This is a genomic window from Streptomyces sp. NPDC054841 (genome assembly GCF_053611045.1).
The window spans coordinates 1-24,349 of the sequence record NZ_JBSGZO010000012.1 but is presented as its reverse complement, the minus strand read 5'-3'; the positions used below and the strand labels follow the sequence as shown (position 1 = coordinate 24,349).

Here is a 24,349-nt window from a genome sequence, read left to right as displayed (position 1 = left end):
GGGCGGGCGATGAAGGAACGTGTGGACAGGGACTTCTCCGCATCGGGTAAGGGGCTGGGGACGTTCGACGGCCATCAAGGTGGTGTGTGCCGCGTGGGAGGGGACGCGTCTAAGCGCGGTCCGACCAGGAGGCGACCGGGGGGCCGGAGGCGTCGGTGCGGGCGCAGGTGTAGCCGATCAGTCGGGACGGCTCGGCCTTCGCGGGGACGGTGGCGGCGTCGTTGCATACGAACGTGTACGTGATGGAGGTGCGGGGCACGTCGTGGAGCCACGCTCGGTCGTCCTTGCCGGGGTTGATCTGCAGGCCGGAGTGCGCGACGGCGTCGGTCTGGGTGTGCGTGTGGGAGAAGAGGATCAACGCGCCGCCGTCGGTGGTCTTGAGGGCGTAGGCGTCCTTGTAGCGGTTGGCGGCGCCGGCGAAGACGGTGGTGCCCTGGTTCCCGTAGCGGGTGCCGGTCTTGTCGTGGACCTCGATCTGCTGCTTGCTCGCCTTGGTCGGCGCGAAGACCTTCGTCCCGCTGTTCGCGCCTCCGGTGGCGAAGTTGTCGAGCACGCCTGTGCGCAGCAGGTCGGCGCCGGCTGCCAGCTGCTTGTTGCCGTCGGCGGCGACGGCCGTCGCGTACCCGTCCCGGTCGAGGGCGATGTCGGGCAGTTTCTGGCCGTCGAGGTCGACGACGGACACCAGCTCCCAGCGCTTGTGCTGGGGCTGTTCGGCGAACACGCCCAGACGCGAGGGGGCCTTGCCCTTCTGGTCCGAGAGCGCGGCGGCGAACCAGCGGTCCTGCCCGGCGACCAGGCGCGGGATGTACAGCTTGGCGTTCGCGGAGTCGTAGGACCACGGCTTGTACGGCTTGCGGTCCGCCGCGGGAAGCCCTTCGGTCTCGGTGTAGTCCGAGACGGACATCGCGTACAGCGGGCCGTCCTCGACCGTGTCGAGCAGGCGCCGGTTACGGTCGGCGTTGGCCTCGTTGTTGATCTTCGAGTAGTGGGTGATGACGTCGCGGGCCTGGGCGGCGCTGAGGGCGGCCGTCGGCTTCGGGGCGGTGCTGGCGCCGGGAGCCGGCTTGGCGTCGGAGGTGCCGTGGTCGGTGGTGCAGCCGGTGAGTGCCAGGGTGAGGCAGGCTGCGCTGGCGAACAGTGGCAGGGTGCGTCGGGCGATGCGGATGGAGGCTCCAAGGATCTGCAGGCGGGGAGTGGGTCAGCGCGTACGGCCGGCCGAGGGTGTGGCCTTCGGTGACGCTGGCGGAAGGGCGGCGCTGGTGGTGGGCGCCGAGTGGCGCAGGTTCACGCCGATGCCCTTGGCTGTGAGCTGTTGAACCACGCTGTGGACGCGCAGGGCGCGACCGCTGTCCCCGTAGGCGGTGGGCAGGAGGAACGCTGCTTGGTGCGGGTGGTACTGGAATCCGTGGGCGTACAGCGTCATGCGGGCATCGACCGGCACGCTCTCGTACGGCGAGCCGAGGGCTCCGTCGCTGTACAGGGTCAGGGTGAGGACCTGGTCGACCTGTGGCGGGCCGGGCCGGTGCGGGGGGTCGGGCTGGGCCGCCGCGTTGTCGAGGACCTCTTGCAGGGCCTGTTCGTAGTGGGGCAGCACCCGTCGGGTGACTTGTGCCGCCGCCCGCGCGGGGTCCTTGGGAACGGCGATGCCGTTGGGTTCCTCGACTGCGGCGAAGTGGTGGGGCTTGATGTGCGGGCCGTCGGGGGCGAGCGGGGCGACGACGAACTGGTGCGGGTAGCGGGGCCGGTCGGTGACGTACAGCCGCTGGTCGGCGGGCCCGTGGAGCACGGCGTCGTGGGTGAGGACGTACTGGCTGACGATGTAGTCGACGTGGCCGGTGTCCCAGAGTTTGTCGGTGCGGGGGAACTGGTCCGCGTACTGCGCGTGGCGCTGGTACTCGCTGGTCCAGGTGCCGGGCAGACGGGCGGCCAGACCGGTAGCGAAGGCGGACAGGTCGGTGCGGGGTGAGGTCATGTGTTCCTGGAAGGAGGCGGTGGTCCGGCGTCAGCGCGTGTGCCGCGGCTGTGCCGCCGGGAGGGCTCGCGGGGGAAGGGACGGCGGACGCCCGGGGGTGGACGTGAGCCGCGGGGCTGGCATGAGCGGGGTCAGTGCCCGCATCCGGTCCTCTGCCACGTGCAGCACCTCGCCGAGGTTGCGGATCTCGGCGGCGGCGTCGGCGAGGTCGTAGGACAAGTCGAAGCCGTCGTCCTCCTCGGCTTCCTTGGCCTTCTCCCCGGCCGCTTCGAAGAACTCCCCGAGCTGTGCCAGCAGGCCGTCGCTGGGCTCCAGGATCTGGTGCAGGAAGGCGGCGGCCTCCGCATGCGACTCGGCTCCGTTGAGCCGGTCAGTCAGAGCGCGGAGCGCGTCGCCGTAGACGTAGACGGAGGCGCGGCCGGCGGAGTCGGGGACGTCCGGGACTTCGGGCGCGTGGAGCGTCGGCGTAGCTGGGAGCGCGCTCCGGTCTCCGGCCGATGCGACGGGGTTCGGCAGCAGCCCGAGCTGGGCAAGGCGATGGCCGATCGTCTCGATCAGGGTTTGGACGTTGCCGCCGTGGCGAGCCTCGGGCCGTTGGGGGGCGCCAGGGTCGGCGGACGGAGCCGAGTCGTAGACGACCTCGAACAGCGCTTGGTCGTCTGGGTGTTCACGGGTCGCGATCCAGCCGTCCGGATGTCCCAGTGGGCGGTCGGAGGGGGGCTCCTGCGGCGGACTGATGATCAAGTAGCTGTCGTCGGGGAGCGATACGCGCACGATGTACGCGCTGAGGCCGAACTCGATGTCGCACTCCAGCCCACGCTGCCGCAGTGGCGTGGTGATGTGCGCGTGGCGGCGCCACAGCTCCTGCCACCACGGGGTGGCCACATTGCGATGGTCGGGAAGCGGCGCGAGCGGGCCCGTGCGGTCGCCGGCACGGGTGTTTTCGTCGTCAGCGCCCACGGCTCCTCCTGCGGGAGACGGGCGTGCGGTGCGGAGGTGGTGTCCGGTGGGCGGGGCTGGGCTCCGGGGCCGGGCTGAAGTCGAATTCGTACTCGTCGTAGGAGGCGATCAGGTCGTGTTCCATCTGGGCTTCGCGTTCGGCGACCTGCGCCATGAGGCCATCGTGCTCGGCCTGGCACTGCTGGTACTCGGCCCAGTCGGCGTCGCTGAAATGAGCGGGGCGGTTCAGGGGACTCCTTGAGGTGGTGATGCCGGTTCTTCGCGGCGGGCTAGCGGTGGCGACCGCTCGGCCTGGGAGGTGGAAGCGCAGGGCTTTCCCGAGGGGTGAGCGTCGAGAGGAATCGGTGGAAGCCGAGGTGGTCGTCGAGTTCCTTGGTCGCGTCGCGGAGAGATTCCGACGTGCGCCGCAGGAACGCTCGCGCCGAGGCGTGATCGATGACCATGCGGTTCTTGAGGTAGTGCCGGTCGGTCGGGTTGGAGGACCGTGGCAGGGACAGGGCGCCCTCCGCGGTCTCGGTGAAGTGCGGTGCTGCGTGACTCGACATGGTGGCCGCCGTGGCGAGATGGGCGAGGACGGCACTGCCGGCGAGGGTCGTGCTGTGCGGGCTCCGGGCGAAGTCAGCAGTCAGCCGGAGGACGTCGCGGGAGAGGTCCTGCGCGTCGGCGGCATGCTGGAGCAGCTCGGTGTAGGAGGGGGCGGCCGGGACGTGCCCGCTCTCGTCCAGCAGCTCCCACTGCTGGGCGGCATCGAGTAGTTTGTCCTTCGTCGCGTTGAGCGCGCCGATGAGGTGGACAGTGTCGTCGCGCGGTATCAGTTCGCGTTGGATGTCGGGTTTCACGGGCCTCTTGCTTTTTCAGTGCATGCGGGCGTCGGTGTCGAAGAGCGCCAGTTCGTGGCTGTGCAGGAGGTGCTGCACGATGAAAGATCGTCCGGCGACTTTCCACAGGCCACGCCCTCGGTTGAGGTGCGCGATGGCGTCCATCTCCACGGAGGTCAGGCCGAGCAGGGAGGCCGCGGCTTGGAGTTGGTCGGTCTCCTGGCGATAGATGATTCGGGTGCTGCAGTCGGCGAGGAGGCCCTCGGCCAGAGCGCGGCCCTGTGATCCGGCGTCGCCGGCGGTGAGCAAGTCGCTGAGCCGGTGGATCACCATCAGGTTGGCGATGCCGAGACCGCGGGAGAGCTTCCACTGGGCTTGCATGCGCTGCAGTAGGCCGACGTGCCGCATCAACCGCCACGCCTCGTCGTACACGATCCAGCGCCGGCCGCCGGACGGATCGGAGAGGGCGGATTCCATCCAGGCGGAGGCGCAGGTCATCGTCAGGACGAGGGCGGTGTCGTCGCCGGAGCCGCCGAGCCGGGAGAGGTCGATGGTGAGCATCGGCGCGGTCGGGTCGAAGGCGACGGTGGAGGGGGCGTCGAACATGCCGGCCAGGTCACCGTGGACGAGGCGGCGCATCGCGTGGGCCAGGTCGCGTGCGGCGTCGCCGAGCTGGCCCGACATCATCCCGGCGGCCTCGTCGAGCGCACTCGGGCTGTTGAGGGTGGCAGCGACCTCGCCGAGCAGCGGGGTGCGGCCGGTGTCGACGGCGCGGGTGACGACGGCGTCCAGGGCGACGTCCAGGGCGGTGTGCTCCATGGGCATCAGGTCCCGGCCCAGGACTGTCCGGGCCAGGGAGCCGAGCAGGAGCAGGCGCCGTTTGCGGATCTCGCCGACCCAGTCGGCCTCGGAGACGCCCTCCGGGCGCGGGGCCGCGTCCAGGGGGTTCAGCCGTCCGGGCAGTCCGGGGCCGAGAGCGACGGAACGCCCGCCGAGGGCTTCCGCCACCGGCGTCCACTCGCCCTTCGGGTCACACGGCACGTAGACGCGGTATCCGAAGGCCACCGAACGCAGCGCGAAGCTCTTGGCGAGCGCGCTCTTGCCCTGGCCGATCACCCCGGCGAGCAAGAGGTTCGGGTTGGTGAATCCCTCGACCTTGCCGTACAGGGCGAACGGATCGAAGACGAAGGACGCTTCCGCGTGGACGTCGCGCCCGATGTAGATGCCCTCGGCGCCGAGTCCGCCTTCGGCCAGGAAGGGGTATGCGCCGGCGGCGACGGCCGTCGTCATGCGGTGGGCGGGCAGCTTCAGCCGGTTGTTACGCGCGGAGGCGGGTCCGGGACGTCCGCTCGGTGGGTAGAGCGCGGTGGGCATCTCGTGCTCGGCGGATGTGCTCTCGGGCTGGTGGGCGCTGGCTTCCGCGCGGGCTTTTGCGGTGGCCTCGGCGAGCTGGCGACGGGCGGCCTTGCGGCTGGCGCGGTCGGTGCCGTGGGGGGTGAAGAGCGGGCTGGCGGACGCGCGGCGTGCGCGACGGGCGGGCCGGTGGCTCATCGGTGGCCCTCGTTTCTGCGGGTGGTGCTCATCGCACGCAGGCCGTGGTGTGCGGGCGGAGGTCGGTGGGGGTGGTCTTGCGGCGGATGACGTGTCCGGCGGCGAGGTGGCGCTGACAGATCGTGAGCACGGGCGGTCCCTCGGGCAACCGCTCTGGATGGCATGCGCTCGACTCGGCTTCTGCTGCTGTGTTGTTGGGTAGCAGGTGGAAGGCGGAGTGGACCTCGCTGGTGGCCTGCCAGAGGCGGGTGTGCGCGGTGGCGAGGTGGCGGCCGGCGGCGGGGTGCGGAGGCCGAGTGCTTTCGGCGAGCCAGTCCAAGAGCTGGTGCAGGGCGGTGAGGTGGGTGTGCAGCACGTCAAGGTGCAGCCGGTCCGCCGGCCGGGGCGGGTTCGCGGCCGACGGCGATTGGGCCCGGGTGTGGTGGCGGACTCCGGCGCTCGCGGCGCGGAGGTAGGGGTGCCCGTCGTCCGGACGCGTGGGAGAGGTCAAAGGTGGTGGTCCTTCCTGCCGGGAGGCAGGGGTGGTGACGGATGGTCGAAGAGCAGCGGGCGCCACGGTGCTGACCGGCGGGGACGGGCCCGGCTCACAGGGCGGTCCGGGCGAGCGGGAGCGCGGTGAGGGCGAAGGCGTCTGGCTGCTGGTAGTTGAGCCGTCGGAGATCGACGCCGGAAGTGACGGCGTGGGTCTCGATCTGTGCGCAGGCGGCATCCAGGAGGGCGTCGGTTTCGGCGGTGACGGTGACCAGGCCGGTGAGGGCCACGTCCGCGTGCCCGGCGATGAGCTGGCGCTCACGCTGCTTGACGTCGGCGTACTCGACGGAGTCTTCCTCGCTGTCGACCTGCCCCCGGCGCGCCCGTTCATTGGCGTCGGCGATGATCGCCGCTTTCTTCCTCTGGACGTCCCGCAGCGCGGACTCGAGCCCCTGCGGCACGTATATAAGGGAGAGGCTGCGCCGCACTCCGGCCGTGAACATGATCCCGTGCAGGAACCCGGCTCCCATTTCGGTGCGCGGCCAGTTCTCCACCCAGTACGTCGCGTGCCGTGCGCTGTCGGTGGCGAGGCGGTCGTACTCCTCGAACTGGACGACGGGCCCGGCGGCTGCGGGGTCGGCCTCGGCGCGGCCGGTCACGGACCACTGCTGGAGGGCCGCGAGGGCCTTGGGGTCGTAGGCGGTGCGGATGACAGCGGCGATCTCCCGCGAGGTCAGCCACCCGGTGACCTGGAGTCCGGTGTTGCGGGCGGCCTGGGCGATGGAGGCGGTGGTCTGCTCCATGACGGTGAACGCCCCGGTCAAGCCTCCGCCGGCCTGGCTGATCAGGCGCCGGGCGGCTTTGAGGTCGAGGGAGATGGCGAGGTAGGTCTCGTGCGGGGCTGCGGCGGGGCCGGCCGAGGAGACCAGTTCGGAGTAGATCTGTCCGGCGACGGGGGTCTGGGGCTGCCCGTTCTGGGTCCAGTGGCGGGTGAGGGTGTCGCCGCTGTCGGGGACGGTGCGCTCCAGCACCTGCACGGTGGCGATATGACCGGTACGGGCGATGCCTGCGAGCGCGCGTCCCCAACTGCTCACGTTGTGGTTCTGGGTGGCGGGGTCGAGGAGGGCGAAGGCGCGGCTGCTGACGCGGGCGATGGCGGTCAGGGTCTGCTGGTGCGGGTCGTGGACGGCCGCAGCCTCGTTGGCGGAGTCGCCGGGGGTGACCACCTTGAGGGAGGCGGTGGTGCCGGGCAGGTGGAGGACGCCGTCCTGCCGGGGCCGGGTGACGGGCCGGGCGAGCCAGAGGGTCTGGCCTGTACGGCGGCGGTGTGCGTAGCGGGTGACGATCGGTGCCCAGTCGATGAGGGAGCGGCCGTGCCGGCGGATCGCGACGAGGGCACCGGAAGCTGCCCACAGCGGGGCCAGGGCGACGGCGCCGAGCAGTCCGGTGGAGACCACCGTCATCAGCAGCACCGCCAACGTGCAAGAAACAAGAATGAGTTGGGGCAGGGAGAGGCCGAGGAGGATGCCGCGGCGGGACCGGTGCGGGAACTTCACCGTGACCGGGGCGACGGAGAGATCAGTCAAGGGGCGGGTCCTGGAGGCGCGGGTGGAACCCGGGGGCGGGAGGTGGCGTGCACGTCCCGCCCCCGGTAGGCGGGCAGGGGATCAGAGGCCGGTCGGAGGCGGCGGCGGTGAGGCCGACCCGCTCGACGTGGCGTTCTGTGAGCCGGAGGACGGGGGTGCGCCCTGCGGCGGCGGAGTCGTGGTCGGCGGAGCGGACTGCCATCCGCCGCCCTGGCCGGACGCGGCATTCGCGCCGGATCCTCCCGGCCCCGGGCTGCCGCCCACCTGGCTGCTGGTGTCGTCGGACACGCTCGTCGGCGCGGGCTGGACGGCCTTCTCCAGACCGGACTTGACGGCATCGCCACCGGGCGAGACGCCCGTTCCGCCGCTTTGTGAACCTTCATTGCCCTCTCCGCCGCCGCCGGTCGGGTTGGCGGCAACGTCGCCGGGGAAGCCGCCCCCGCTGGCGTCGGGGCCCTGCGGTGCGGCGCCTGCTCCGGCGGCAGCGCCACCGGTTCCGGCGGTGGCTGCAGCTGCGGCGGCCTTGCGGGCGGCCTTCTCGGCATGCGCCTTGGCGATCTGCGCTCCGGCGCCGCCGGCGCGGTGGATGGACTCGCCATCGGTGCCGTCGGCTGCCCAGTGGACGAACTTGAAGACGGCGTACGGGCAAAGCAATACCAAGACCATGATCACGATGCCGGACATGACGTCGGCCAGAGCGGCGATGCCGTCCTTGGCCTCGGTTTTGCCCATGGCGGCGATACCGAGCACGAAGATCACGGTCATCAGCAGCTTGGAGACCACGAGGGTGGCGGTGGCTTCGATCCAGCCCTTGCGCCAGCGCCGGGCGACCTCCCAGCCGCCGCCGGCGGATGCGAAGACGGCGAGCGTGACCATGACGAGGATGCCGACCTTGCGGACCATCATCACGCACCAGTAGAGGAAGGCGCCGATGGCTGCGCCGAGGCCGGCGACGACTGGCACGAGCCAGCCCAAGCCGGACAGGCCGCCGATCTGGTTGACCTTCACGATGCGGCGCACGGCCGACTCGATGTTCAGGTGTGCGGTCTTGAACAGGCCGTCGCTGACGGCGTCGACCACTTCGACGGCGACCGTGGTGAAGGCGATGGCACAGAAGGCGAACAGGACGCCGCTCATGGTGCCGGTGAACGCCTGTGTCAGCGCTTGTCCGTCGCGCCGGATGGCTGCCCGGACCAACTGGGCGCAGAACGTCGCGACCAGCAGGACCAGGCCCAGTGGCAGCAACATCTGGTAGTTGTCGACGAACCATCCGGCGTTCAGGTCCACCTTCGTGGTGGTGTTGACGGCCTCGGCGGCCAAATCGGCTGCCGCGGCTGCCAGTTCACCGGCGGACTTCGCCATCCAGTCACCGATGGCCTTGCCGGGGTCCGAGGCGAAATCCACCGCGTCGCCGACGGCGCACAGCTTGTCTGCCAAGGGGAAATCACAGAAACCCACGAGGAGTTACTCCTCCCTTTCTTGTCTCAGGCGCGGGTCACTGCGTGACGCTCGGTGCGATGGCGGCCAGGGTGCAGTCGTGGTTCGGGCGGCACTGCACGGCGAGAGTTACGGCCCGTTCCTCGGCTCCGCCGCCGCCGTTCTTCCAGCTGAGCGTCTGCTTGCCGTTGACGGTGACGACGTAGATGTACGCCTCGGTGATCGCGGACGGGTCGTCGGCCAGGGCCGCCTTGAACGCGGAGGGGTAGTGGCCCTCGGTGACGCTGGCGGTGGCGTGCTGGTCCTGGTCGGCCATCCGTGACCACAGCAGCGGATCGGGGACCTGGCCGGAGACCGAGGCCCAGTCGGCGTACTTGGTCTCGGTGGTCATCCAGGCACGCATGCCGGCCAGTTGCTGGTCGCGGTTGGTGTCGCGGGTGTCGTAGGACCACAGCATCTGGGCCGCCGCCTTGGCGTAGGCGACCGGTTCGGCGATCTGCGGAGGCTTGGACACCGACCCGGATCCGGAGGAAGGCTTCGGGGCGGCCTCGGAGGAGGACGGGCTGCCAGTCGGGGCGGGCGCGGCGGTGTCCGGGGCCTGGTGGCCGTTGCCGCCGCCGGTCAGCAGAGCGACGATCCCGGCGATGGCGAGCAGGACGGCGACGGCGGAGGCGACGATCGCGATGCGCCGGTTGGCTGACCAGCCCGTTCCGTACGAGGACAGCGAAAAGGAGGGGAATCGGTTCCGCATCAATGGACCTGAGACCCCAGGCCGGAGAAGAACGCGACGATACCGTTCGCGGCACCCAGACCGAGGGCGGCGCCGGCGGCTACGACCGCGCCCTTCTTTCCGTTGGCCTCGGCCTGGTGGCCACCGGTGTGGTGGCCCCAGGCCCATACGCCGAGCGAGACGGCGAGGGCGCCGACGACGGCGATGATCCCGAACATGTTGATGCTGTTGACGACGTTCTTCAGCACGCTCAGGCCGGGCAGGCCACCGCCCTTGGGCGAGATTCCTGGGTCGTAGGCGAGCTGGATGACGCGGTCTGCGAGAGGGACAGACATAGGTGTGGCGGGGCTCCTTGCATACGCGGGCCAGGCGAGGGCCGGCGGGAAAGGGGAAGCGGAGGGGGAGGTGCACTCGGGGCGCGGAAGGGGCCGCGGCGGCGGCCCGCCTGGAGCGGTGCCGGGCTGTAGGTTCCGATCTGGTTTGTCAGCCGACGCTGCGGTGACCTGCGACCTTGCGTGGTTGTCTCGATGATCTGGCGGTGGGTTTGTCCAGCCGGGCTGTCGGTTTCTTCGGGCTGGATGCGGGGCTCGGGCGGATCTGCCCGAGGACGCAGGACTCGTGGGGTGGCTTCGACAACGTGAGGTGACCCAGTTCGGCGGCGGGATCCGGACCCACTTGGCGATCTTTCGGGCATGATCTGCAATGGCGTTCGCCCTGATCTAATTCGCGCGGCATGCTGATCCGACGCGCCGGGCTCGATGTGCGGGCCTGGCAACCGGGGCGGGGAGGATCGCGTTGATCGTCTGGGTGAACGGTGCGTTCGGCAGCGGGAAGAGCACGCTGGTAGACGAGCTGCGTCCGCGATGGCCTGAGGCCCTGGTCTATGACCCGGAGATGGTCGGCTATGTGCTGCGGGAGATCGTGGAGGTGCCGACCGGCGACTTCCAGGACCTTCGGCTGTGGCGGCGGCAGGTCGCCAACCTGGCCGTAGGGCTGGTTGAGGAGTACCGCCGTCCGGTTCTGGTCCCCATGACCTTGGTCAACCCCGGCTATGTCGGTGAGATCTTCGGCGCGTTGACGGATGCGGGCATCGACGTCCACCACTTCTTCCTCAAGGTTTCCCGAGAGGTTCTGGAGCGGAGGATCGACGGCCGGAGCTTCACCCCGGACAACCCTGAGCAGGACGAGAAGGTTCGACGCTGGTGCAAGGACAAGATCGCGCCGTGCATGGCCGCGACTGACACCCTGCCCAGCGACACCGTGTTTCTGGACGGCGAGCTGACCCCGCAGGAGTTGGCCGACGTGGTGCTGGCTCGTGTCGGCGCGGCTGCGAACCGGTAGGACTGGTTCGTGGGTGAACTTGTTGAGCGGGTTGACGAGCGTGACGAGGTGCTGGCTGTGGTGGAGAGGGGGGAGGCGATTCGTCAGCGGTGGCTGCATCGCATATCGACGATCGTGTGCCGCGACCGTGCGGGGCGGTTCTTTGTCCACCGCCGTCCGGACGATGACACTCGTTTCCCGGGGCAGATCAACTGGATGCTCGGAGGCGCGGTGGACGTGGCCGAGTCGTATGAGGATGCTGCTGCACGGGAGTTGGCGGAAGAACTTGGTGTTCATGCCCGTCCTCGTTTCCTGTTCAAGTTCTTGTGTGAGGGCGTGATCAGCCCGTATTGGCTCGGTCTGCATGAGGTCGTCGTCACGGAACCGGTCCGGCCCGACTCTTCGGAGGTCGCTTGGCATGACTGGTTGACTGAGTCCGAACTGACGGACCTGGTCCGGCATCGGGAGTTCGTTCCGGATGCTCGTGAGGCGTTCGACCGATATCGCGCCCTGCCGGCGCGGCCGGGAGCGATGTGAGCTGTGGTGCGCGTTGCTGGAGTTCGTGCTCCGCGGCGCGGCGTCCCGCGGCGGTGAGCGTGTAGTAGGTGCGGCGTCGTCCCGCGCCGCGTCCTGGAGTTGCCCGGCTGAGCCAGCTGGCGTCGTCTTCGGGCCTGCTGCTGAGCCAGCCGGCTCTTTCGAGCTGGCGGAGGCGGTCCGAGACGCTGCCTTGGTTGAGACCAGTCCTTGCGCTGACCTGGGATCCGAAGAATTCTGCAGGCGCGCGGTCGACGAGATCGTGGAGGAGTGTGAGCGTCTCGGCTCGGATCCGGATGCGTGGGACCGGGATGTTGTCGTAGGGCTTGAGGGGGCCGGGAGGTCGGCGGGTGACGAGGCTCTCCATCGCCCGGGCGAGCGTGTCTTCGTCGGGCATGGCGACGAACTGGTCGCTGTTGAGGGCGTTGCGCACAAGTTCCTGTACCCGTTCGTGCGCGAGGTCGTGTAGCAGCGATTGGCCGCGTGGGCTGGGGCGCTGGGGCTTGTTGAATGCGGATCGGTGGAAGAGAGCGGTGCCGAGGTCGTGCTCGAGTCGCTGGAACTGGGTCACGAGGGCGCTGCGTTCGGCCTTGAGGTAGCTCGCCGCCGTTTCCAGGGACGGGAAGGCCATGGCGATCTGGAAGCGGTGCAGTCGCAGCCAGCCGTGCAGCGTGCCTTCGACGGCCGCGCGGACATCATGGGTGATGGAGGGGTCGAGCTTGGAGGTCATGACGGTCCGGCTGTGAACGCCTTGGGGACGTAGGGCAATGCCGTGGTGCTGGAGTCGGCGGCGGATCGTCTCGTCCTGGGTGCCGACCTCCCGGGCGATGTCGTAGGTGGAGCGCTTGCGGGTGAGGTATTGCTCGCGGAGCCAGTCCTCGTCGATGGGGTGGGGGCGCCGGGAGTAGTAGATCGTCAGCCCGACCGTGCGGGCCTGTTCGACGACGATGTGCCGGGGCAGGCCGGTCTCCTGCGCGATCTGGGTGAGCGTCTTTTCCTGCTGGGTGTATTCGCCCTCCAGGAACTCGGGTGTGAGGATCGTGCGGGCTTGCTCGCGCAGCCGCCAGGCAGCCAGCGGTGAGTGCCGGCTCGTCCATTCCTGCGGCTCGGCGCCGATGCGCTCAAGCGCGAAGCGGACGTGCGTGATGGTCATGCCCAGGTGCTGGGCGGCCTCCCCGGGGGTGCGCTGTTCGGCGAACACAAGGCGCTTGAGGGTGTCCAGATCGATGTCGGTGAGCGGTGGGCCGGGCAGTGACAGACCGGTAGCGCATTGGTCGGGCGGTTCCCAGGTGAGGGGTTCGGTGATGCCCAGCCCTTCGAGGAGGGAACGGGCGTGTTCGTGCAGAGCATGGCGTTGGTCGAGGGTGAGGGCGGGAAGGAAGGCGAGGTAGCGGCTGCGGTCGCGGGCCGACTGCCAGGCCAGGGGGTGCGCGGGGTCGGCCAGGTCCGATCCGGTCAGCAGCTGGTGCAGGTAGCGCTGGGCCTGGACGAACCGAGGGGTCTGAGCGGCCCGGTGGAGACAGTCGCCGGGCTGCGTGCCGGTGGCGAAGCACAGCTGCTTCCAGGTGTCGTAGCTGATGGGCTGATCGGGGACGAGATCCCGGCGGCGCTGGTAGTCGATGGCGCCGCCATGATCGTCCAGATGATTGGCGAGCCGGCAGAGCGCGATCAGCACGTCGGGATGGGCGCGGGTGATCCGCCGCAGCACCAAGCCCATGGTGTCCGACAGATATGGGTGGAGCCGGCCGGTGACCTCACCCGGGGTGCGCTGCGGTTCGCCGGGCAGCAGAACCAGTGCGCTGGCCATGGCCCGGAAGTAGTCCTCGTCCGTGCCGACGTGCGGCATGAGCCGGACTGTCCAGGTGGGCCAGAGCAGTTGGGGAACATGCCGGATGCGGCCGGTCGACACGGTGGAGTCGGCGGCGGGGTAACCGGCGCGGGGCGTGGCCGATCGCAGGCGCAGCCGGTCCAAGGCGCGCATGTCCGGGTCGGCGGCCTGCAGGAACCGCCGGTGAGCAACAGCGGACAGGCGTGGCCATTGATGGAAGTCCATCCCCTGCGGCAGGGGAGAGCCCGTGGGGTGCTCGCGCTGTCGCAGCCGGCGGATGACGTCGATGGCTTCGGCGTCCGTGCCCGCGAGGACGGGCTGCGCGGTGGCGGCGATGACGCCGCGGACCGCCGGGGACAGCGCCTGGAGCCGGGTCTGGCGGGTCGGGCGCGGCTGCCGGGCCCAGCCCTCGGTCACCACGGCGCCGAGATCGTCGAGATCCGTGGTGCGGATCGTGCGGTGCAGCCAGGTGGTGCAGGCGTTCAAGTCGGAGAACACCGTGTGGGCCTGGGCGGGATCGTCCCGGCTGAGCAGGTCGTCGATCCAGCCCTGGGCCTGGAGCAACGCATGCCCAGCCGGGAGGGACAGCAAGGATGTGGTGCTCAGGTCGGTGCCGCAGATCGATTCGCCGCGGGGCGTGCGCAGGCAACTGGCCGGCGGGTGGAGGTGGCTTCGGCGGGGCAGGCGGCGCCGCGGGGCGCTCTGGCAACGGGGGCAGACATCGTGCAGCAGCACCTGGTGCGTGGTGCAGACGAACACCCAGGGCAGCCACCAGCGCAGCAGCCAGCGGCCCTCGCGCTCGGCCAGGCACTGCGGGCAGTAGCGGCAGCGGGGCTGACGCTGCGGGCCCCAGGGCATGGCGGCGCTGAACACCATCGCATCAAGGCGACCGGCAGGCAGGCCGGTGACCTCCTCCAGGCGCCGCAGGACGTGCGGCTGAAGGCTGGTGACCAGCAGACGGGTGGTGAACACCCGCGGCAGCTGCAGGATGTCCAACATGGCTGGCAGCGGCAGGCCACTGCGGCGGCCCAGAGACTCCAGCCAGCTGTCCAGACCTTCCCCGGACAGCGGAGCGACGCGCAAGGGCAGCACACGTGTCTCGCTCATGCCGTGTCCCCCAGTGCGGAGGGCATGGTGCCGTGGGCCAGGGCGGCGGCCATCCGCTGGCGGGCCTGCTCGGATGCCTCATCCAGCCGGACGCCGTCGAGAACCGTGCGGTTGAGGGTCTCGGCGCCGGTGCGGATCGCGCGGTAGCAACCGCGCAGGACCAGGGTGAAGTACGACCCAACGTGCCCGCTGGTGCGTTCGAAAAGGTAGTCCGCCAGTCGCACCAGCATGCCCGGCCGATGATCGGCCAGGACCAGACGGGACTCGGTGGCCTTCAACAGGCTCCGCCAGTGCTTGCGGCCCTGGTCGGTCTCCAGGCGGAACGGGTCGACCCCGAGCCGGGTCCAGCGGCGGGCGGTCTGGGCCAGCACGGTGTTCTTCCCGGTCAGCCCGTCGGCGAAGAACCGCCGCTCTGCCAGCCCGACCCCGACATAGATGAAGGTCACCGGGAGCTCGTTGGCCAGCCACTTCAGATGGTTGGACACGGCCAGCCCGTCGCGGCGGTCCAGGTCGATGAAGTGGATGTCGTCAATGATCCCGAGCTGGGTCTCGCAGGACAGCACGCAGTCCAGAGCGTGGCTGGCCAGGGCTGCGGCGTTGGCCCGGTCGGTGGCCGGGTGCCCGTAGAATTCGCAGATCATCCGGTTCAGAGTGCGCAGGGTGGTGTTGGAGGTCAGGCCGACCCGGAAGACCGGGATGCGTTCGTGTCCGCCGTCGGTCACCGGGGACAGGCGGCGCATCTGCTGCCGGTCGAAGGTGCGGCCGTAGATGTTGGCGATGGTGGTCTTGCCGAGTCCGGGCAGGGCGTCGATGACGGCCGCGGACCGGATGCGGTCGCCGTCCTGCCGGTTGCTGGCCACGATCTGGTCCAACTCCTCATGAATCGTGGACAGTTGCGGGGTGTTGACGATGCCGAAGTTGGCGTGCCAGTCGTGGCGGGCGTCGTTGTAGTCCTCCGCCGCGGTCTCACTGAGGGCGGAGATCTGAGCGCGGGTGAGCCTGTCGGGCCGCTGCCGGGCGGGGGCGTCGGCGAAGCGACGCCAGCCTTCCTTGCGGGACAGGCTGAACAGGTTCGGCTGCTTCACTCGATCACCTCGAAGGCGTCGGCGTAGAAGTCGTTGCCGTCCGGGACGTCGAAGATCTCGTCTTCCTCGTCGCCGTCACCGACCAGCAATTCAGGCACCAGTTGCAGCCCGGGCGGGGTGAGAGGGCCGTTCTGCTCGGGCAGCACCGGCAGGACCAGGGCACTGCGTTCAGCCGACAGCCGCACCGCCATGCGGCGCTCGCGCCGGTCGGTGACCATGCCGGCATCCCAGCGAGCCAGCAGATCCGCAAGGGCCTGCGAGGCGTCGATGTGCCGTCCCTTGCGGGCGGCGAGCCGCCGGGCGTAGGCGGCGGCCTCTCCGCTGAACGGCATGTTCAGTGCGGGAGCGTGCTCCCACTGAAGCGGGTGCCAGGAGCCGTCGTCCGGGTCCTGGAAGTAGACGAAGCGGACATCGTCGGGATTGACGTGGATCGGCCACTGCTTGCCGAAGATGCCCCCGTAAGGGCTGGGCGCGTTGCGGTAGCCGTCCAGCACCGGCCCGTTGTAACGCAGCCCGTCGACCTCGACGCCGTAGTGCTGGATCGTGCGGGGCTTGACGGCCAGGAACTCAAAGGCCAGCCCCGGCGCCGCGGGCATGCGCAGTCGTCCCGCCCGCCCCAGGCCGATGCGCAGCATCTCCAGCGGCGACAGCGACAGCTTCGGCCACTGCGGGATGACCAGCCCGTCATGCTCGCGCCGGTGATAGACCTCGCTGATCCACTCGCGGATGATCTCCTCGACCTCGTGGATGTAGAAGAACGCGGCCTCCTCGACCGTCTCGCCGCGGCTGTGGACGTCGGGCCCCTTGTAGGCAGGCAGGTGCTGGATCAGCCCCTCCCGCAGGGTGCGGAAGAAGCGTTCGACGGTCGGCTTGTCCGTGGGCTTCTTCGGCTGGGCCGGCTGGATGGACATGCCCAGCCGGGTGCAGACGCCGATGACGTGGGCCGACATGAACGCCCGCCCGTGATCGATGACGAGGGTCTCGGGCGGACACAGTCCACCGCCTGGCCGCAGCCCCTCCTCGGTGAAGACCACCTCGTCCCAGAGGCCGTGGTAGGGCGCCAGCCCTGTCCGGGCCGCCTGCTCCAGCGGCGGGCAGGACGCCTCGAACAGCACCCCGGCGACGTCGACCGCCTTCGTCGAACAAGCCGTCACCCGCAGGCCGACGATGCAGCGGGAGAACAAGTCCTGGGCAACGGTGAGCTGGAGGGGAACCCAGCGACAGGTCACCGGTTCCATGGCGTAGATGTCCAGGTCCTGGGTGTCCAGGACCACGTACTCGCCCGGTCGGGTTGCCCGCAGCCGACCGTAGGTGCCCTGCGGCCGGGCGGCGATCGAACGGCGAGCCTTCGCGCTGCCTGACACCGCGTTCGTGCCCTTGGCCAGCGTGGCGAGCCGGCCGTAAGCCGTGCTCCGGGCCGGAACCGGGACTGTGCCCTCGCCGTACTCGGCGACAAGGCGTTCCGCCGCCCGCCGCAGCAGAGCCGAACGGGTCGGGGTCGAGGCGTCCACCGACTCCGCCATCACCCGCCGGACCGCTTCCTCCCACCGAGGGTCGACCCGTGAACCGTTGCCCTTCACCACCCGTGCGTCGATAAGACCGGCCTCACCGCTCTCGCGGTAGGCATTCATCCACCGCCACAACGTGCGCGGCGAAACACCCAGCTCGGCGGCCTTCGCCGAGGCACGGTCCTTCAGCGGCAGGTCGGGGTCGAACCCCGGCCGCGGCTCGGACGCCAGGGCGCTGTCCGCATGCCCGGCCCGAAAACCGCTCAGGACCTCTCGGACATGGTCAGCACGCTCCCGCAGCGCTGTGCGCTGGGCAGCCGAAAGGCTCGCCATCAGCACCCCGACACCGTCCGCGGCACTCGGCCGCGAGGTCTCGCCGGGGCGTGCTCCGGCCGCCAGTCGGCCGAGCGGGACCGCGCTGAACTCACCCGTGCGCTCGTTGCGTGCCGTCACCCGAAGCCCGTCGAGCTCCACGACCTCGATGACCTCGCCGTCGAAGAACAGACGTGCCCCCGCAAAGACCTCCACCGCTTGCCCGTTCATGCCGCCGCCCGGATGCTGGTCGCGCCGCCGAGCGGGGCCCGGAGCTCGGCGAGGAGATCACCGGACCACAGCAGATGCAGCACGACCGGCCGGACGGCCTCGGCCGGATACTGCGGGGCCAGAGCCGCCTCGATGCCGCCGATCGTCGACTGGCGGCGAGCCGTCTCCAGCACCTGGGGAACCAGGGAAGCCTCCAGCAGGCGGCGGCGCCGGTAGCAGGCGAGGAAGCGCACGTTCTCCACCACCGTCGGCTCCGCCCCCGACCAGGTCTCATAGACCCAGCCGCGGCTCGAACACAGCCGGCGTGTCCAGTCGAACTGCGCGATCACCTTGGAATCCTTCATGCGTGAGGGGGCTTTGACGTCCACGACGGTCACCAGGCCGTCGGCATGGACAAGGAACAGATCGGGGACGTGACGGCGAAGGCGGTCACCGTCCGGCCCGATCAGCTGGAACGGCTGAGCCGCGATGTTCACGACGTCCCGGTCGAAGTCGGCCAGCAGAATCCGGGCCAGCTCCAGCCGGCTCTCGTAGGCAACCAACCGGCCCGTCGTCGCCGCGTGGTACCAGCCCGAGTAGTGCTTGCGGCCCCGGTACCACCGGAACTCACGGACCGGCTGCCCGGCCGCCACTTCCTCCACGGACAACCGGTCCAAGCTCACCTCGACCAGCTGATCACCAGCCCGCCGGTACAGGGCCCGAACCGTCCGACCTTCTGTCGTGCCCGATTCGCCCAATTCCACCGCCATGGCCACCCCTTCGTGTCCGATGTCATCGACACCAAGACACTGGCCACCACCACGAGTAACGGGGATGAGAAGCCGGGAAAACCAACGGAAGACCGGACTCGCGCGGTAGAGCGCTGCAAACGCCCCTGGCCTGGCAGGGACCGAGCAGAGCGTGTCGACTGACAAGTTGACGACAAATCACTTGGACAGTGACATCTCTAATCGGAACCTACACGGGCGGGAGGCGGCGTCAGAGGACGCGGCGGGCGGCGAGAATCGTCCAGTCCTTGATCGGGGTGATCCGGACTGGCTTGGTGGTGCGCGGCGCCTCGATGACGAGGCCCTCGCCCATGTACATGCCGACGTGCTCAGGCCGTGCGGCGCTGCCGCGGCTGAAGATCAGGTCACCGGGCTGCAGTTGGGCGGGCGATACCGCCTTACCCTCGTTGACCTGCGTGTACGTGGTGCGGGTGAGCGTGACGCCGACATGCGCGTACGCCTGCTGCATCAGCGAGCTGCAGTCGCAGCGACCCATGGGGTCGGGGCCGTGCGAGTTCGTGCAGGAGCCGCCCCACTGGTAGAGCGTGCCGAGCTGGTGCATCGCCCACTCGATGGCCTTGCGCGCCTTCGGATCGGCGTCCTTGGGGATCGCGTAGCCCTTCGGGACGCTTCCCTCGGGGATGCGGCCGAAGCCGGAGCCGTCCTGGCCCGGCGCGCAGCCGGTCGTACTGGTCGACGGCTTCTTGTCCTGGTCCGCGTCCTTGCCGTCCGCGTCGTTGCCGCCGCCCGGGAAGGTCTTGGCGATGGCGTCCTGCAGTGCGGTGGCCAGGTTCTCCCACTGCGCGTACGCGTCCGGCAGGCCGGACTTCTGCACGGCTTGGGCGGCCTGGGTGACGGTCATCTGCTGCCAGCCGCTCACCTTGAGCAAGTGCTTGTAGAACTGCTCGGAGGCGTAGACCGGGTCGCGGATCTGCTGGGCGCTGCCCCAGCCCTGCGAGGGACGCTGCTGGAACAGGCCGAGGGAATCCCTGTCGCCGTAGTTGAGGTTGCGCAGCCGGCTCTCCTGCATCGCCGTGGCGAGCGCGACGATCTGTCCCTTCTTGGGGACGTCGAGCGAGAGGCCGGCGGCCACGATCGTCTGGGCGTTGGGGACCTGCTCGGCGGGCAGATCAAGGCCCTTGATGTGGACGTTCTTGCCGGACGCCCCGTCGAGGATCTTGGTGACCTGCTCGGCGACCTTGTCCGTGTCGATGTCGGTCAGGCAGCTGCTGAAGGAGCCGCTGCTCTGCACGGCGTCGGCGGAGGAGGCCATCATCATGCCGGTGCCGGCGATCAGGATCGGAGAAAGGAAGACGACGCCGATGCCGGCGGCGAGCGCCTTCAACCGGAGCGGATCGCTCGCCGGTCAGCGGTTTCGGGCATGGGTGGGTAGCGAGATGTCATGGGCGTGTCCTTCGGGGTGCGGTGTCCGGCGTGCCGCGTGCGCGAGGCGTGATGGAAGGGCGCGGCGGCCGGGGTGGGCGATCGGGACGGGCCGGCGCGGGCGAGTTGCCGCTCGCTCCGCGTGGCCGGGCCGTGAGCTAGGTGTGCCGGGGCAAGGGGGTACCTCCGTGAGATGTGGCGGAAAGGTAGCCAGCGGCGGTGTGCGCCGGGCGGTTCAAAAACAGTAGGCGCGGATCGGCGGTTGACCAAAAAATGGGCGTGAGGTACCGGAATCCGGCACCTCAGCAACGCACTTCTTGGTCGTCGGCGGATTCGCCTCTACAGTTTTTGGACTCCCTTCGCCCTCCTCGGTCTGCGGCCCTGGGCTTCTGCATGCCCACTTCCGGCCCGCGAGGACTCCTGTGCGAGACGGGTAGTTCCCTCCGCGACTCCGCACCCGATTAGGGGTTCCTCTTTGCCTTTCTCCCTGCACCAGGGCGACGCCCTCAGTGTTCTCGCCGGCCTTCCGGACGGCTGCGTCGACTCTGTCATTACCGATCCGCCGTACAACTCCGGCGGTCGGACCGCGAAGGAGCGCACGACCCGCTCCGCGAAGCAGAAGTACACCTCTGCCGATTCCAAGAACGACCTCGCCGACTTCACCGGCGAGAACATGGACCAGAGGTCCTACTCGTTCTGGCTGACGCAGATAATGACCGAAGCCCACCGCCTCACGAAGACCGGCGGGACCGCGCTGCTGTTCACTGACTGGCGCCAACTGCCCACCACGACGGACGCGATCCAGGCGGCCGGATGGCTTTGGCGCGGTGTGCTGGCCTGGCACAAGCCGCAGGCCAGGCCGCAGAAGGGCCGGTTCACCCAGAACTGTGAATTCATTGTCTGGGCCAGCAAGGGGGCGATCGACGGCTCCCGGAACCCGGTCTATCTGCCCGGCTTGTACTCGGCCTCGCAGCCCTCGGGGGCGAAGCGTCAGCACATCACGCAGAAGCCCGTCGAGGTGATGCGTGAGCTGGTCAAGATCAGCCCCGAGGGCGGCACGGTGCTCGACTTCTGTGCCGGCTCCGGCTCCACGGGGGTGGCAGCTCTGCTGGAAGGCAGGGATTTCATCGGCGTGGAGAAGACCGAGCACTACGCGTCGATCGCGGCCGACTGGCTCACCGAAACGATCCGCGCGACCCTCACGCAAGACGACGTGATTCTCACCGTCTGAGCCGCGAGCGTGCTTCCGGTCAAGGCGACCGGCGCCCCAGTCGGCAATCCGACGAAGCGGAGTTGTAACTCGCTGGCGCTCCGCGCATCGCCGATTTCGCCCTCTCTCATTCCGCGTCTCGTTGGAGGCCCAACTTTTTCATGCCCGAATCCATAAAACCGTCTGACGATGGGGAGTTGGAGCCGGTACGCATTCCCGATCCGCAGCTGGAGGGAATCGAGGCGAGCGTTCGACGGCTCATGGAGCAGTCGGCGCAACAGGCGCAGCAACTCGACCACCTCGCGTCCGCCCCGGAGCCGAACGGATCGCCGTTCGCCGCATTCGGCATGCCGGGGCTCGGCGGGCCGCCTGCCGCTGCTCCGCCGGAGCCCCGCCCGATCCTGGAACTCGACGGGGAGGAAAGGGAGGACGAACTCGACGCCTTGTCGGACTGGGTCGATGACTTCTTCCTCCCGGTGTACGGGTCGGAAGTCACCACCGCGGCGCCTTGGTGCCTGCAGTGGCAGGAGCACGACGATGTCGTGGCCTGGCTCCACGCCCTGTGGCTTGCGTACCAGCAGCACAAGGACCCCGAAGCCGGATTGAGCGGCCTGTTCGTGTGGCACCGGGACTTCCTCACCCACGCCGTTGCGGCGATCCGCGCACCGGGCGGGCCGCTGTCGGCCTGCATGACCTCTCCCGACCGGCCCGCGCACCGCCTTCTGCCCGGACCGCCGCCGTCCGTGCGCACGGAGACGGCGGCCACGGCGGAAGCCGCCGGGACACCCGAGCCGGACGAGCCGACGTCATGACCGCGGGACAGGGACAGCCCGCCTTCGGACTGAGCTTCGACCCCCGCGCGCTGACCGATCTCCTCCAAGCCCCCAGCGATATCCGCGACCTCACCCTCGCCTACCTGCAGGAAGTCGTGAACGCGCAGCGCTTCGGGCTACGCCTCGACGGTGACCTGGAGGGCTACCGCAAGCTGTTCGTGGACTCGCGCAAGGACTGGCGCGTCGTCTACGGCGTCCGCATGGCGCCCGCGGAGTCCGCGCACCAGAAGGAGATCCACGTCGTCGCGGTCCGGCCGCGTGCGGGCAACGACGTCTACGACGAGGTTGGCCGCCGCCTGGGGATGACCCGCCGGCCGCTGAGCGCCCGCACCCACGCGGCCCGCTCCCGTTCCCCGCAGCTGACCACCCGCACTCCCGCGCCCCGGCCCGGTCCACCGCCCACCGCGCTGCCGGGTCTGCCCCGTCCCGCACAGAACCCCGCGCACCATCACATCCGCTGAACGCACGGAGCGTCGCCTATGCCCCCTGAACCCGCGCCGACACCAGCTAGGCGTGCGGTCTCCCCGCTCGACCATCGCATCGAAGCCGTCACCGGCCACGACATCGACACCCTGTGGGCCTACCGCGACCGTGGTGTCCTCGACGAGCCACATGCCCACCTGGTCGACCGGCACCGCGAGTTGGCCAAGTCCCAGACCGGCGTCGCCTTCTACCTTCGCCTCCTCAATCGCCTTTCCAGCGGCGAGTTCGACGCCGATGACGCCCTGTTCACGCGTATCGACCGCACCGTGGACCAGCTGGAGGAGGCCACCGACGCGCGGGATGCCGCTGCCCGGAAGGTGTTCGCCGCCCTGGAACCCATCGAGGCCGCGGCGGCCTCCGCGCCCGACACAATGCCGCTCTCGACGGACGACCAGGCGGCGCTGCTCGCCATCGCCGGCGGCGCCAAGCTCTACGAGCACCTGCTGACTGGCCGGATGTCGGTCACAGCCGCCTCCGGCACCCGCATCCCTCACGCCAAGCTGCAGCGGCTGGAGGGCGCGGGCCTGGTCGTCCGGGATGCCGGCCACCCCGTGCACGCCGGCCAGCCGGTCTCCCTCACCGACGCCGGACGCGCCGCACTGTTTGCCGCCCGACGGACGCCCACGACCCAGGCGCCGAAGGTCCCGGCCCGCCCCGGCACATCGCCATCCACCCCGGCGCAGCGGCGCTGAACCCCACCGAAAGGCCCTTGTTGTCTCCCACCGAACCGGCGCCGGCTCGGAAGTCCATCCCCCAAGTCGACTTCGAGCTCGACGACTTCGATGCCGACGAGGAGAAGTACCTCGACTTCTACCGCCAGGTCGCCGTCCGCGAGGACATGCTCGTCCCCCTCGCCGAACACCACACCCCCAACGGCGCACACAGCTACTACGTCCTCTTCGACCGCACCGCCACCTACGGCCACCCGGGCATGCCGCAATACGTCGCCGTGCACCTGAAGCGGGACCGGGAGAAGGAAACGTTCGACTTCGAGCAGGCCCTGCTGCCGCTGCCCGCGATGGCGCAGTCCTGGCTCATCCACCGCGGCTGCCCGCACGACGCCATCGGCCTCGACCCCGAGCTGGGGCCACCGCCGGCGGACGAGGCGACTCGTGCACTGGAGCGACGCCTCGCGGGCGACGGCGACCACTACGCCATGGGCTACTCCTACACCGCCGACGACCCGGACGACATGGTCACCGTCGTGGCACTGCGCGCCCTGGACGAGCGAGCCCCCAGCCCGTTCCGCGTCGTGGTCGAGGAGGTCGACACCGACGCCTGGACGCACACCCTGCGCGAGGGCGGCTTCGACACGGTGGGCGAGGCCCTGCAGTGGTGCGATGACCGGCTTACCGGCGAGGCCGGCCCTCTCCCACCGGTCCGCCCGGCAGCCGCAGCAAGCCGCCCGACCGGTGTGGCGAAGGCCCCTGCTCCGCGCCCGCCCGGCCGCTCGCGCTGAGCGCCAAGGCCGATGCGGGCAGCGAAACATAGCCGACGATCGCCGGTTAGCCAAACCGGCGATTCTCCGGACTCTTAATACAGCCGCCGGGACAACTCCCGCGGCGCCATTCCACACAATCCCTATGCCTTCACGGAGGTTTCTTTCGCATGCGCTCCACCCGAATTGCCATATCCGCAGCGATGCTCGGCGCACTCACGCTGCCGGTACTGTCCGCCACCACCGCCAACGCGGCCCCCGCCGCCGTAACCGCGGCCCCCGCGAGCGGCTGCTACGACCTGCCGCCGCTGCCGTACGAGGTGCACGCCAAGGCCGTCACCATCCGGTCCAAGGCCAGCTCGAAGTCCACCGCGCTCGGCGTGCTTTACAAGAGCCACAAGTTCACCGTGCACAAGAAGAGCGGCAACTGGCTCTACATCACGGACAAGACGACCGGAGTCAAGGGCTGGGTGTCCGGCACGTACGTCTACCGCGACGTCCGCATGTGCCTGGACTGACAGGAATTCAGCACACACCCGTAAGCGGCTGAGCTGCCGGGTACGGCCGCCCCTCACATTCCCCCAGGCATCGGCCTTTCCAGAACAGGAGTCTCCCTTTTGTCCGACGGCATATCCGATGACGCTGAGGATGTCGTGGGCGTGCTCACCGAACGGATCGAAGCGCGCTTCGCCATGGACATGGACCAGTTGAAGGCCGCGGTCGGCGCCGCGCCGACCGCGAACCCTGACGCCACCGACGTCGTCAAGTGGCACGGCCTTCTCGTC

The 24,349-nt window shown here is 69.6% G+C and carries 23 protein-coding genes and 1 pseudogene; 8 read left to right on the top strand and 16 right to left on the bottom strand.

Annotation, left to right across the window (positions count from 1 at the left end):
• Window positions 1-109: 109 nt before the first annotated feature.
• The 11 genes from ACWGI8_RS03385 to ACWGI8_RS03335 all read right to left on the bottom strand — a co-directional run bounded on the left by ACWGI8_RS03385 (window position 110) and on the right by ACWGI8_RS03335 (window position 9,860).
• Window positions 110-904 (bottom strand): hypothetical protein, encoded by a 795-nt coding sequence (locus tag ACWGI8_RS03385; protein WP_327370600.1) that lies wholly within the window; start codon window positions 902-904, stop codon window positions 110-112.
• A 294-nt stretch (window positions 905-1,198) separates the two neighbouring features.
• Window positions 1,199-1,972 (bottom strand): hypothetical protein, encoded by a 774-nt coding sequence (locus ACWGI8_RS03380; RefSeq protein WP_453658234.1) that lies wholly within the window; start codon window positions 1,970-1,972, stop codon window positions 1,199-1,201.
• Window positions 1,973-2,002: 30 nt separating this feature from the next.
• Entirely contained in the window at window positions 2,003-2,932 is a 930-nt protein-coding gene (locus ACWGI8_RS03375) for a hypothetical protein (RefSeq protein ID WP_453658232.1), read from the bottom strand.
• On the bottom strand, window positions 2,922-3,086 hold the full coding sequence (locus ACWGI8_RS03370) for a hypothetical protein (RefSeq protein WP_453658230.1): 165 nt from the start codon (window positions 3,084-3,086) through the stop codon (window positions 2,922-2,924). The genes ACWGI8_RS03375 and ACWGI8_RS03370 overlap by 11 nt, the downstream gene beginning before the upstream one ends.
• A 115-nt stretch (window positions 3,087-3,201) precedes the next feature.
• Complete coding sequence (locus ACWGI8_RS03365; protein WP_453658228.1) at window positions 3,202-3,771, bottom strand: hypothetical protein; 570 nt, start codon at window positions 3,769-3,771, stop codon at window positions 3,202-3,204.
• Between the two features lie 15 nt (window positions 3,772-3,786).
• Window positions 3,787-5,301 (bottom strand): VirB4 family type IV secretion system protein, encoded by a 1,515-nt coding sequence (locus ACWGI8_RS03360; RefSeq protein WP_453658226.1) that lies wholly within the window; start codon window positions 5,299-5,301, stop codon window positions 3,787-3,789.
• Window positions 5,302-5,329: 28 nt separating this feature from the next.
• Window positions 5,330-5,791, bottom strand: coding sequence for a DUF6238 family protein (locus ACWGI8_RS03355; RefSeq protein WP_453658224.1), 462 nt, complete (start codon window positions 5,789-5,791; stop codon window positions 5,330-5,332).
• 94 nt (window positions 5,792-5,885) lie between these two features.
• A complete protein-coding gene (locus tag ACWGI8_RS03350) occupies window positions 5,886-7,358 on the bottom strand; it encodes an SCO6880 family protein (protein ID WP_453658222.1) in 1,473 nt (490 codons plus the stop codon).
• An 81-nt stretch (window positions 7,359-7,439) separates the two neighbouring features.
• Window positions 7,440-8,816 carry an SCO6881 family protein gene (locus ACWGI8_RS03345; protein WP_453658220.1) on the bottom strand — a complete coding sequence of 459 codons (1,377 nt, stop codon included), beginning with the start codon at window positions 8,814-8,816 and terminating at the stop codon, window positions 7,440-7,442.
• Window positions 8,817-8,853: 37 nt separating this feature from the next.
• The gene (locus ACWGI8_RS03340) at window positions 8,854-9,546 is read right to left on the bottom strand and encodes a hypothetical protein (RefSeq protein ID WP_453658218.1); all 693 of its coding nucleotides are present in this window, start codon (window positions 9,544-9,546) and stop codon (window positions 8,854-8,856) included.
• Window positions 9,546-9,860, bottom strand: coding sequence for a DUF6112 family protein (locus ACWGI8_RS03335; RefSeq protein WP_011031268.1), 315 nt, complete (start codon window positions 9,858-9,860; stop codon window positions 9,546-9,548). The genes ACWGI8_RS03340 and ACWGI8_RS03335 overlap by 1 nt, the downstream gene beginning before the upstream one ends.
• 460 nt (window positions 9,861-10,320) lie before the next feature.
• Between ACWGI8_RS03335 and ACWGI8_RS03330 the strand changes: the two genes are divergently transcribed.
• Window positions 10,321-10,866: an AAA family ATPase gene (locus ACWGI8_RS03330; RefSeq protein ID WP_453658215.1), complete on the top strand. Its 546-nt coding sequence runs from the start codon at window positions 10,321-10,323 to the stop codon at window positions 10,864-10,866.
• Between the two features lie 9 nt (window positions 10,867-10,875).
• Window positions 10,876-11,382 carry an NUDIX hydrolase gene (locus tag ACWGI8_RS03325; RefSeq protein ID WP_453658213.1) on the top strand — a complete coding sequence of 169 codons (507 nt, stop codon included), beginning with the start codon at window positions 10,876-10,878 and terminating at the stop codon, window positions 11,380-11,382.
• A 2,563-nt stretch (window positions 11,383-13,945) separates the two neighbouring features.
• Here ACWGI8_RS03325 and ACWGI8_RS03320 read toward each other — a convergent pair.
• The 5 genes and pseudogenes from ACWGI8_RS03320 to ACWGI8_RS03300 all read right to left on the bottom strand — a co-directional run.
• Window positions 13,946-14,314, bottom strand: a pseudogene (locus ACWGI8_RS03320) (TniQ family protein); the annotation flags it as partial.
• The gene (locus tag ACWGI8_RS03315) at window positions 14,311-15,399 is read right to left on the bottom strand and encodes an AAA family ATPase (RefSeq protein WP_453658211.1); all 1,089 of its coding nucleotides are present in this window, start codon (window positions 15,397-15,399) and stop codon (window positions 14,311-14,313) included. The gene ACWGI8_RS03315 and the pseudogene ACWGI8_RS03320, both read right to left, overlap by 4 nt.
• Window positions 15,396-17,450 carry a helix-turn-helix domain-containing protein gene (locus ACWGI8_RS03310; RefSeq protein ID WP_453658209.1) on the bottom strand — a complete coding sequence of 685 codons (2,055 nt, stop codon included), beginning with the start codon at window positions 17,448-17,450 and terminating at the stop codon, window positions 15,396-15,398. Before ACWGI8_RS03310 ends, ACWGI8_RS03315 begins: the two co-directional genes overlap by 4 nt.
• Entirely contained in the window at window positions 17,447-18,199 is a 753-nt protein-coding gene (locus tag ACWGI8_RS03305) for a TnsA-like heteromeric transposase endonuclease subunit (protein WP_453658207.1), read from the bottom strand. Before ACWGI8_RS03305 ends, ACWGI8_RS03310 begins: the two co-directional genes overlap by 4 nt.
• Before the next feature lie 229 nt (window positions 18,200-18,428).
• A complete protein-coding gene (locus tag ACWGI8_RS03300; RefSeq protein ID WP_453658205.1) occupies window positions 18,429-19,562 on the bottom strand; it encodes a C40 family peptidase in 1,134 nt (377 codons plus the stop codon).
• A 513-nt stretch (window positions 19,563-20,075) separates the two neighbouring features.
• Between ACWGI8_RS03300 and ACWGI8_RS03295 the strand changes: the two genes are divergently transcribed.
• From ACWGI8_RS03295 to ACWGI8_RS03270, 6 genes are all read left to right on the top strand, one after another.
• Window positions 20,076-20,831: a DNA-methyltransferase gene (locus ACWGI8_RS03295; RefSeq protein WP_453658203.1), complete on the top strand. Its 756-nt coding sequence runs from the start codon at window positions 20,076-20,078 to the stop codon at window positions 20,829-20,831.
• Window positions 20,832-21,070: 239 nt separating this feature from the next.
• A complete protein-coding gene (locus ACWGI8_RS03290) occupies window positions 21,071-21,622 on the top strand; it encodes a DUF4913 domain-containing protein (RefSeq protein ID WP_453658274.1) in 552 nt (183 codons plus the stop codon).
• Entirely contained in the window at window positions 21,619-22,104 is a 486-nt protein-coding gene (locus tag ACWGI8_RS03285; RefSeq protein ID WP_453658201.1) for a hypothetical protein, read from the top strand. Before ACWGI8_RS03290 ends, ACWGI8_RS03285 begins: the two co-directional genes overlap by 4 nt.
• Window positions 22,105-22,122: 18 nt before the next feature.
• Window positions 22,123-22,818, top strand: coding sequence for a hypothetical protein (locus ACWGI8_RS03280; RefSeq protein WP_453658199.1), 696 nt, complete (start codon window positions 22,123-22,125; stop codon window positions 22,816-22,818).
• Between the two features lie 17 nt (window positions 22,819-22,835).
• Window positions 22,836-23,585 carry a hypothetical protein gene (locus ACWGI8_RS03275; protein WP_453658197.1) on the top strand — a complete coding sequence of 250 codons (750 nt, stop codon included), beginning with the start codon at window positions 22,836-22,838 and terminating at the stop codon, window positions 23,583-23,585.
• Between the two features lie 182 nt (window positions 23,586-23,767).
• Complete coding sequence (locus ACWGI8_RS03270; protein ID WP_453658272.1) at window positions 23,768-24,082, top strand: SH3 domain-containing protein; 315 nt, start codon at window positions 23,768-23,770, stop codon at window positions 24,080-24,082.
• The last annotated feature ends 267 nt before the right edge of the window (window positions 24,083-24,349 follow it).

What these genes read in the sequence shown, in the direction of transcription:
- ACWGI8_RS03360 (WP_453658226.1), bottom strand. Translation starts at nt 5,301, where the DNA reads ATGAGCCACCGGCCCGCCCGTCGCGCACGCCGCGCGTCCGCCAGCCCG.
- ACWGI8_RS03270 (WP_453658272.1), top strand. Translation starts at nt 23,768, where the DNA reads ATGCTCGGCGCACTCACGCTGCCGGTACTGTCCGCCACCACCGCCAAC.
- ACWGI8_RS03335 (WP_011031268.1), bottom strand. Translation starts at nt 9,860, where the DNA reads ATGTCTGTCCCTCTCGCAGACCGCGTCATCCAGCTCGCCTACGACCCA.
- ACWGI8_RS03340 (WP_453658218.1), bottom strand. Translation starts at nt 9,546, where the DNA reads ATGCGGAACCGATTCCCCTCCTTTTCGCTGTCCTCGTACGGAACGGGC.
- ACWGI8_RS03385 (WP_327370600.1), bottom strand. Translation starts at nt 904, where the DNA reads ATGTCCGTCTCGGACTACACCGAGACCGAAGGGCTTCCCGCGGCGGAC.
- ACWGI8_RS03280 (WP_453658199.1), top strand. Translation starts at nt 22,123, where the DNA reads ATGCCCCCTGAACCCGCGCCGACACCAGCTAGGCGTGCGGTCTCCCCG.
- ACWGI8_RS03290 (WP_453658274.1), top strand. Translation starts at nt 21,071, where the DNA reads ATGGAGCAGTCGGCGCAACAGGCGCAGCAACTCGACCACCTCGCGTCC.
- ACWGI8_RS03285 (WP_453658201.1), top strand. Translation starts at nt 21,619, where the DNA reads ATGACCGCGGGACAGGGACAGCCCGCCTTCGGACTGAGCTTCGACCCC.
- ACWGI8_RS03310 (WP_453658209.1), bottom strand. Translation starts at nt 17,450, where the DNA reads ATGAACGGGCAAGCGGTGGAGGTCTTTGCGGGGGCACGTCTGTTCTTC.
- ACWGI8_RS03380 (WP_453658234.1), bottom strand. Translation starts at nt 1,972, where the DNA reads ATGACCTCACCCCGCACCGACCTGTCCGCCTTCGCTACCGGTCTGGCC.
- ACWGI8_RS03370 (WP_453658230.1), bottom strand. Translation starts at nt 3,086, where the DNA reads ATGGCGCAGGTCGCCGAACGCGAAGCCCAGATGGAACACGACCTGATC.
- ACWGI8_RS03305 (WP_453658207.1), bottom strand. Translation starts at nt 18,199, where the DNA reads ATGGCGGTGGAATTGGGCGAATCGGGCACGACAGAAGGTCGGACGGTT.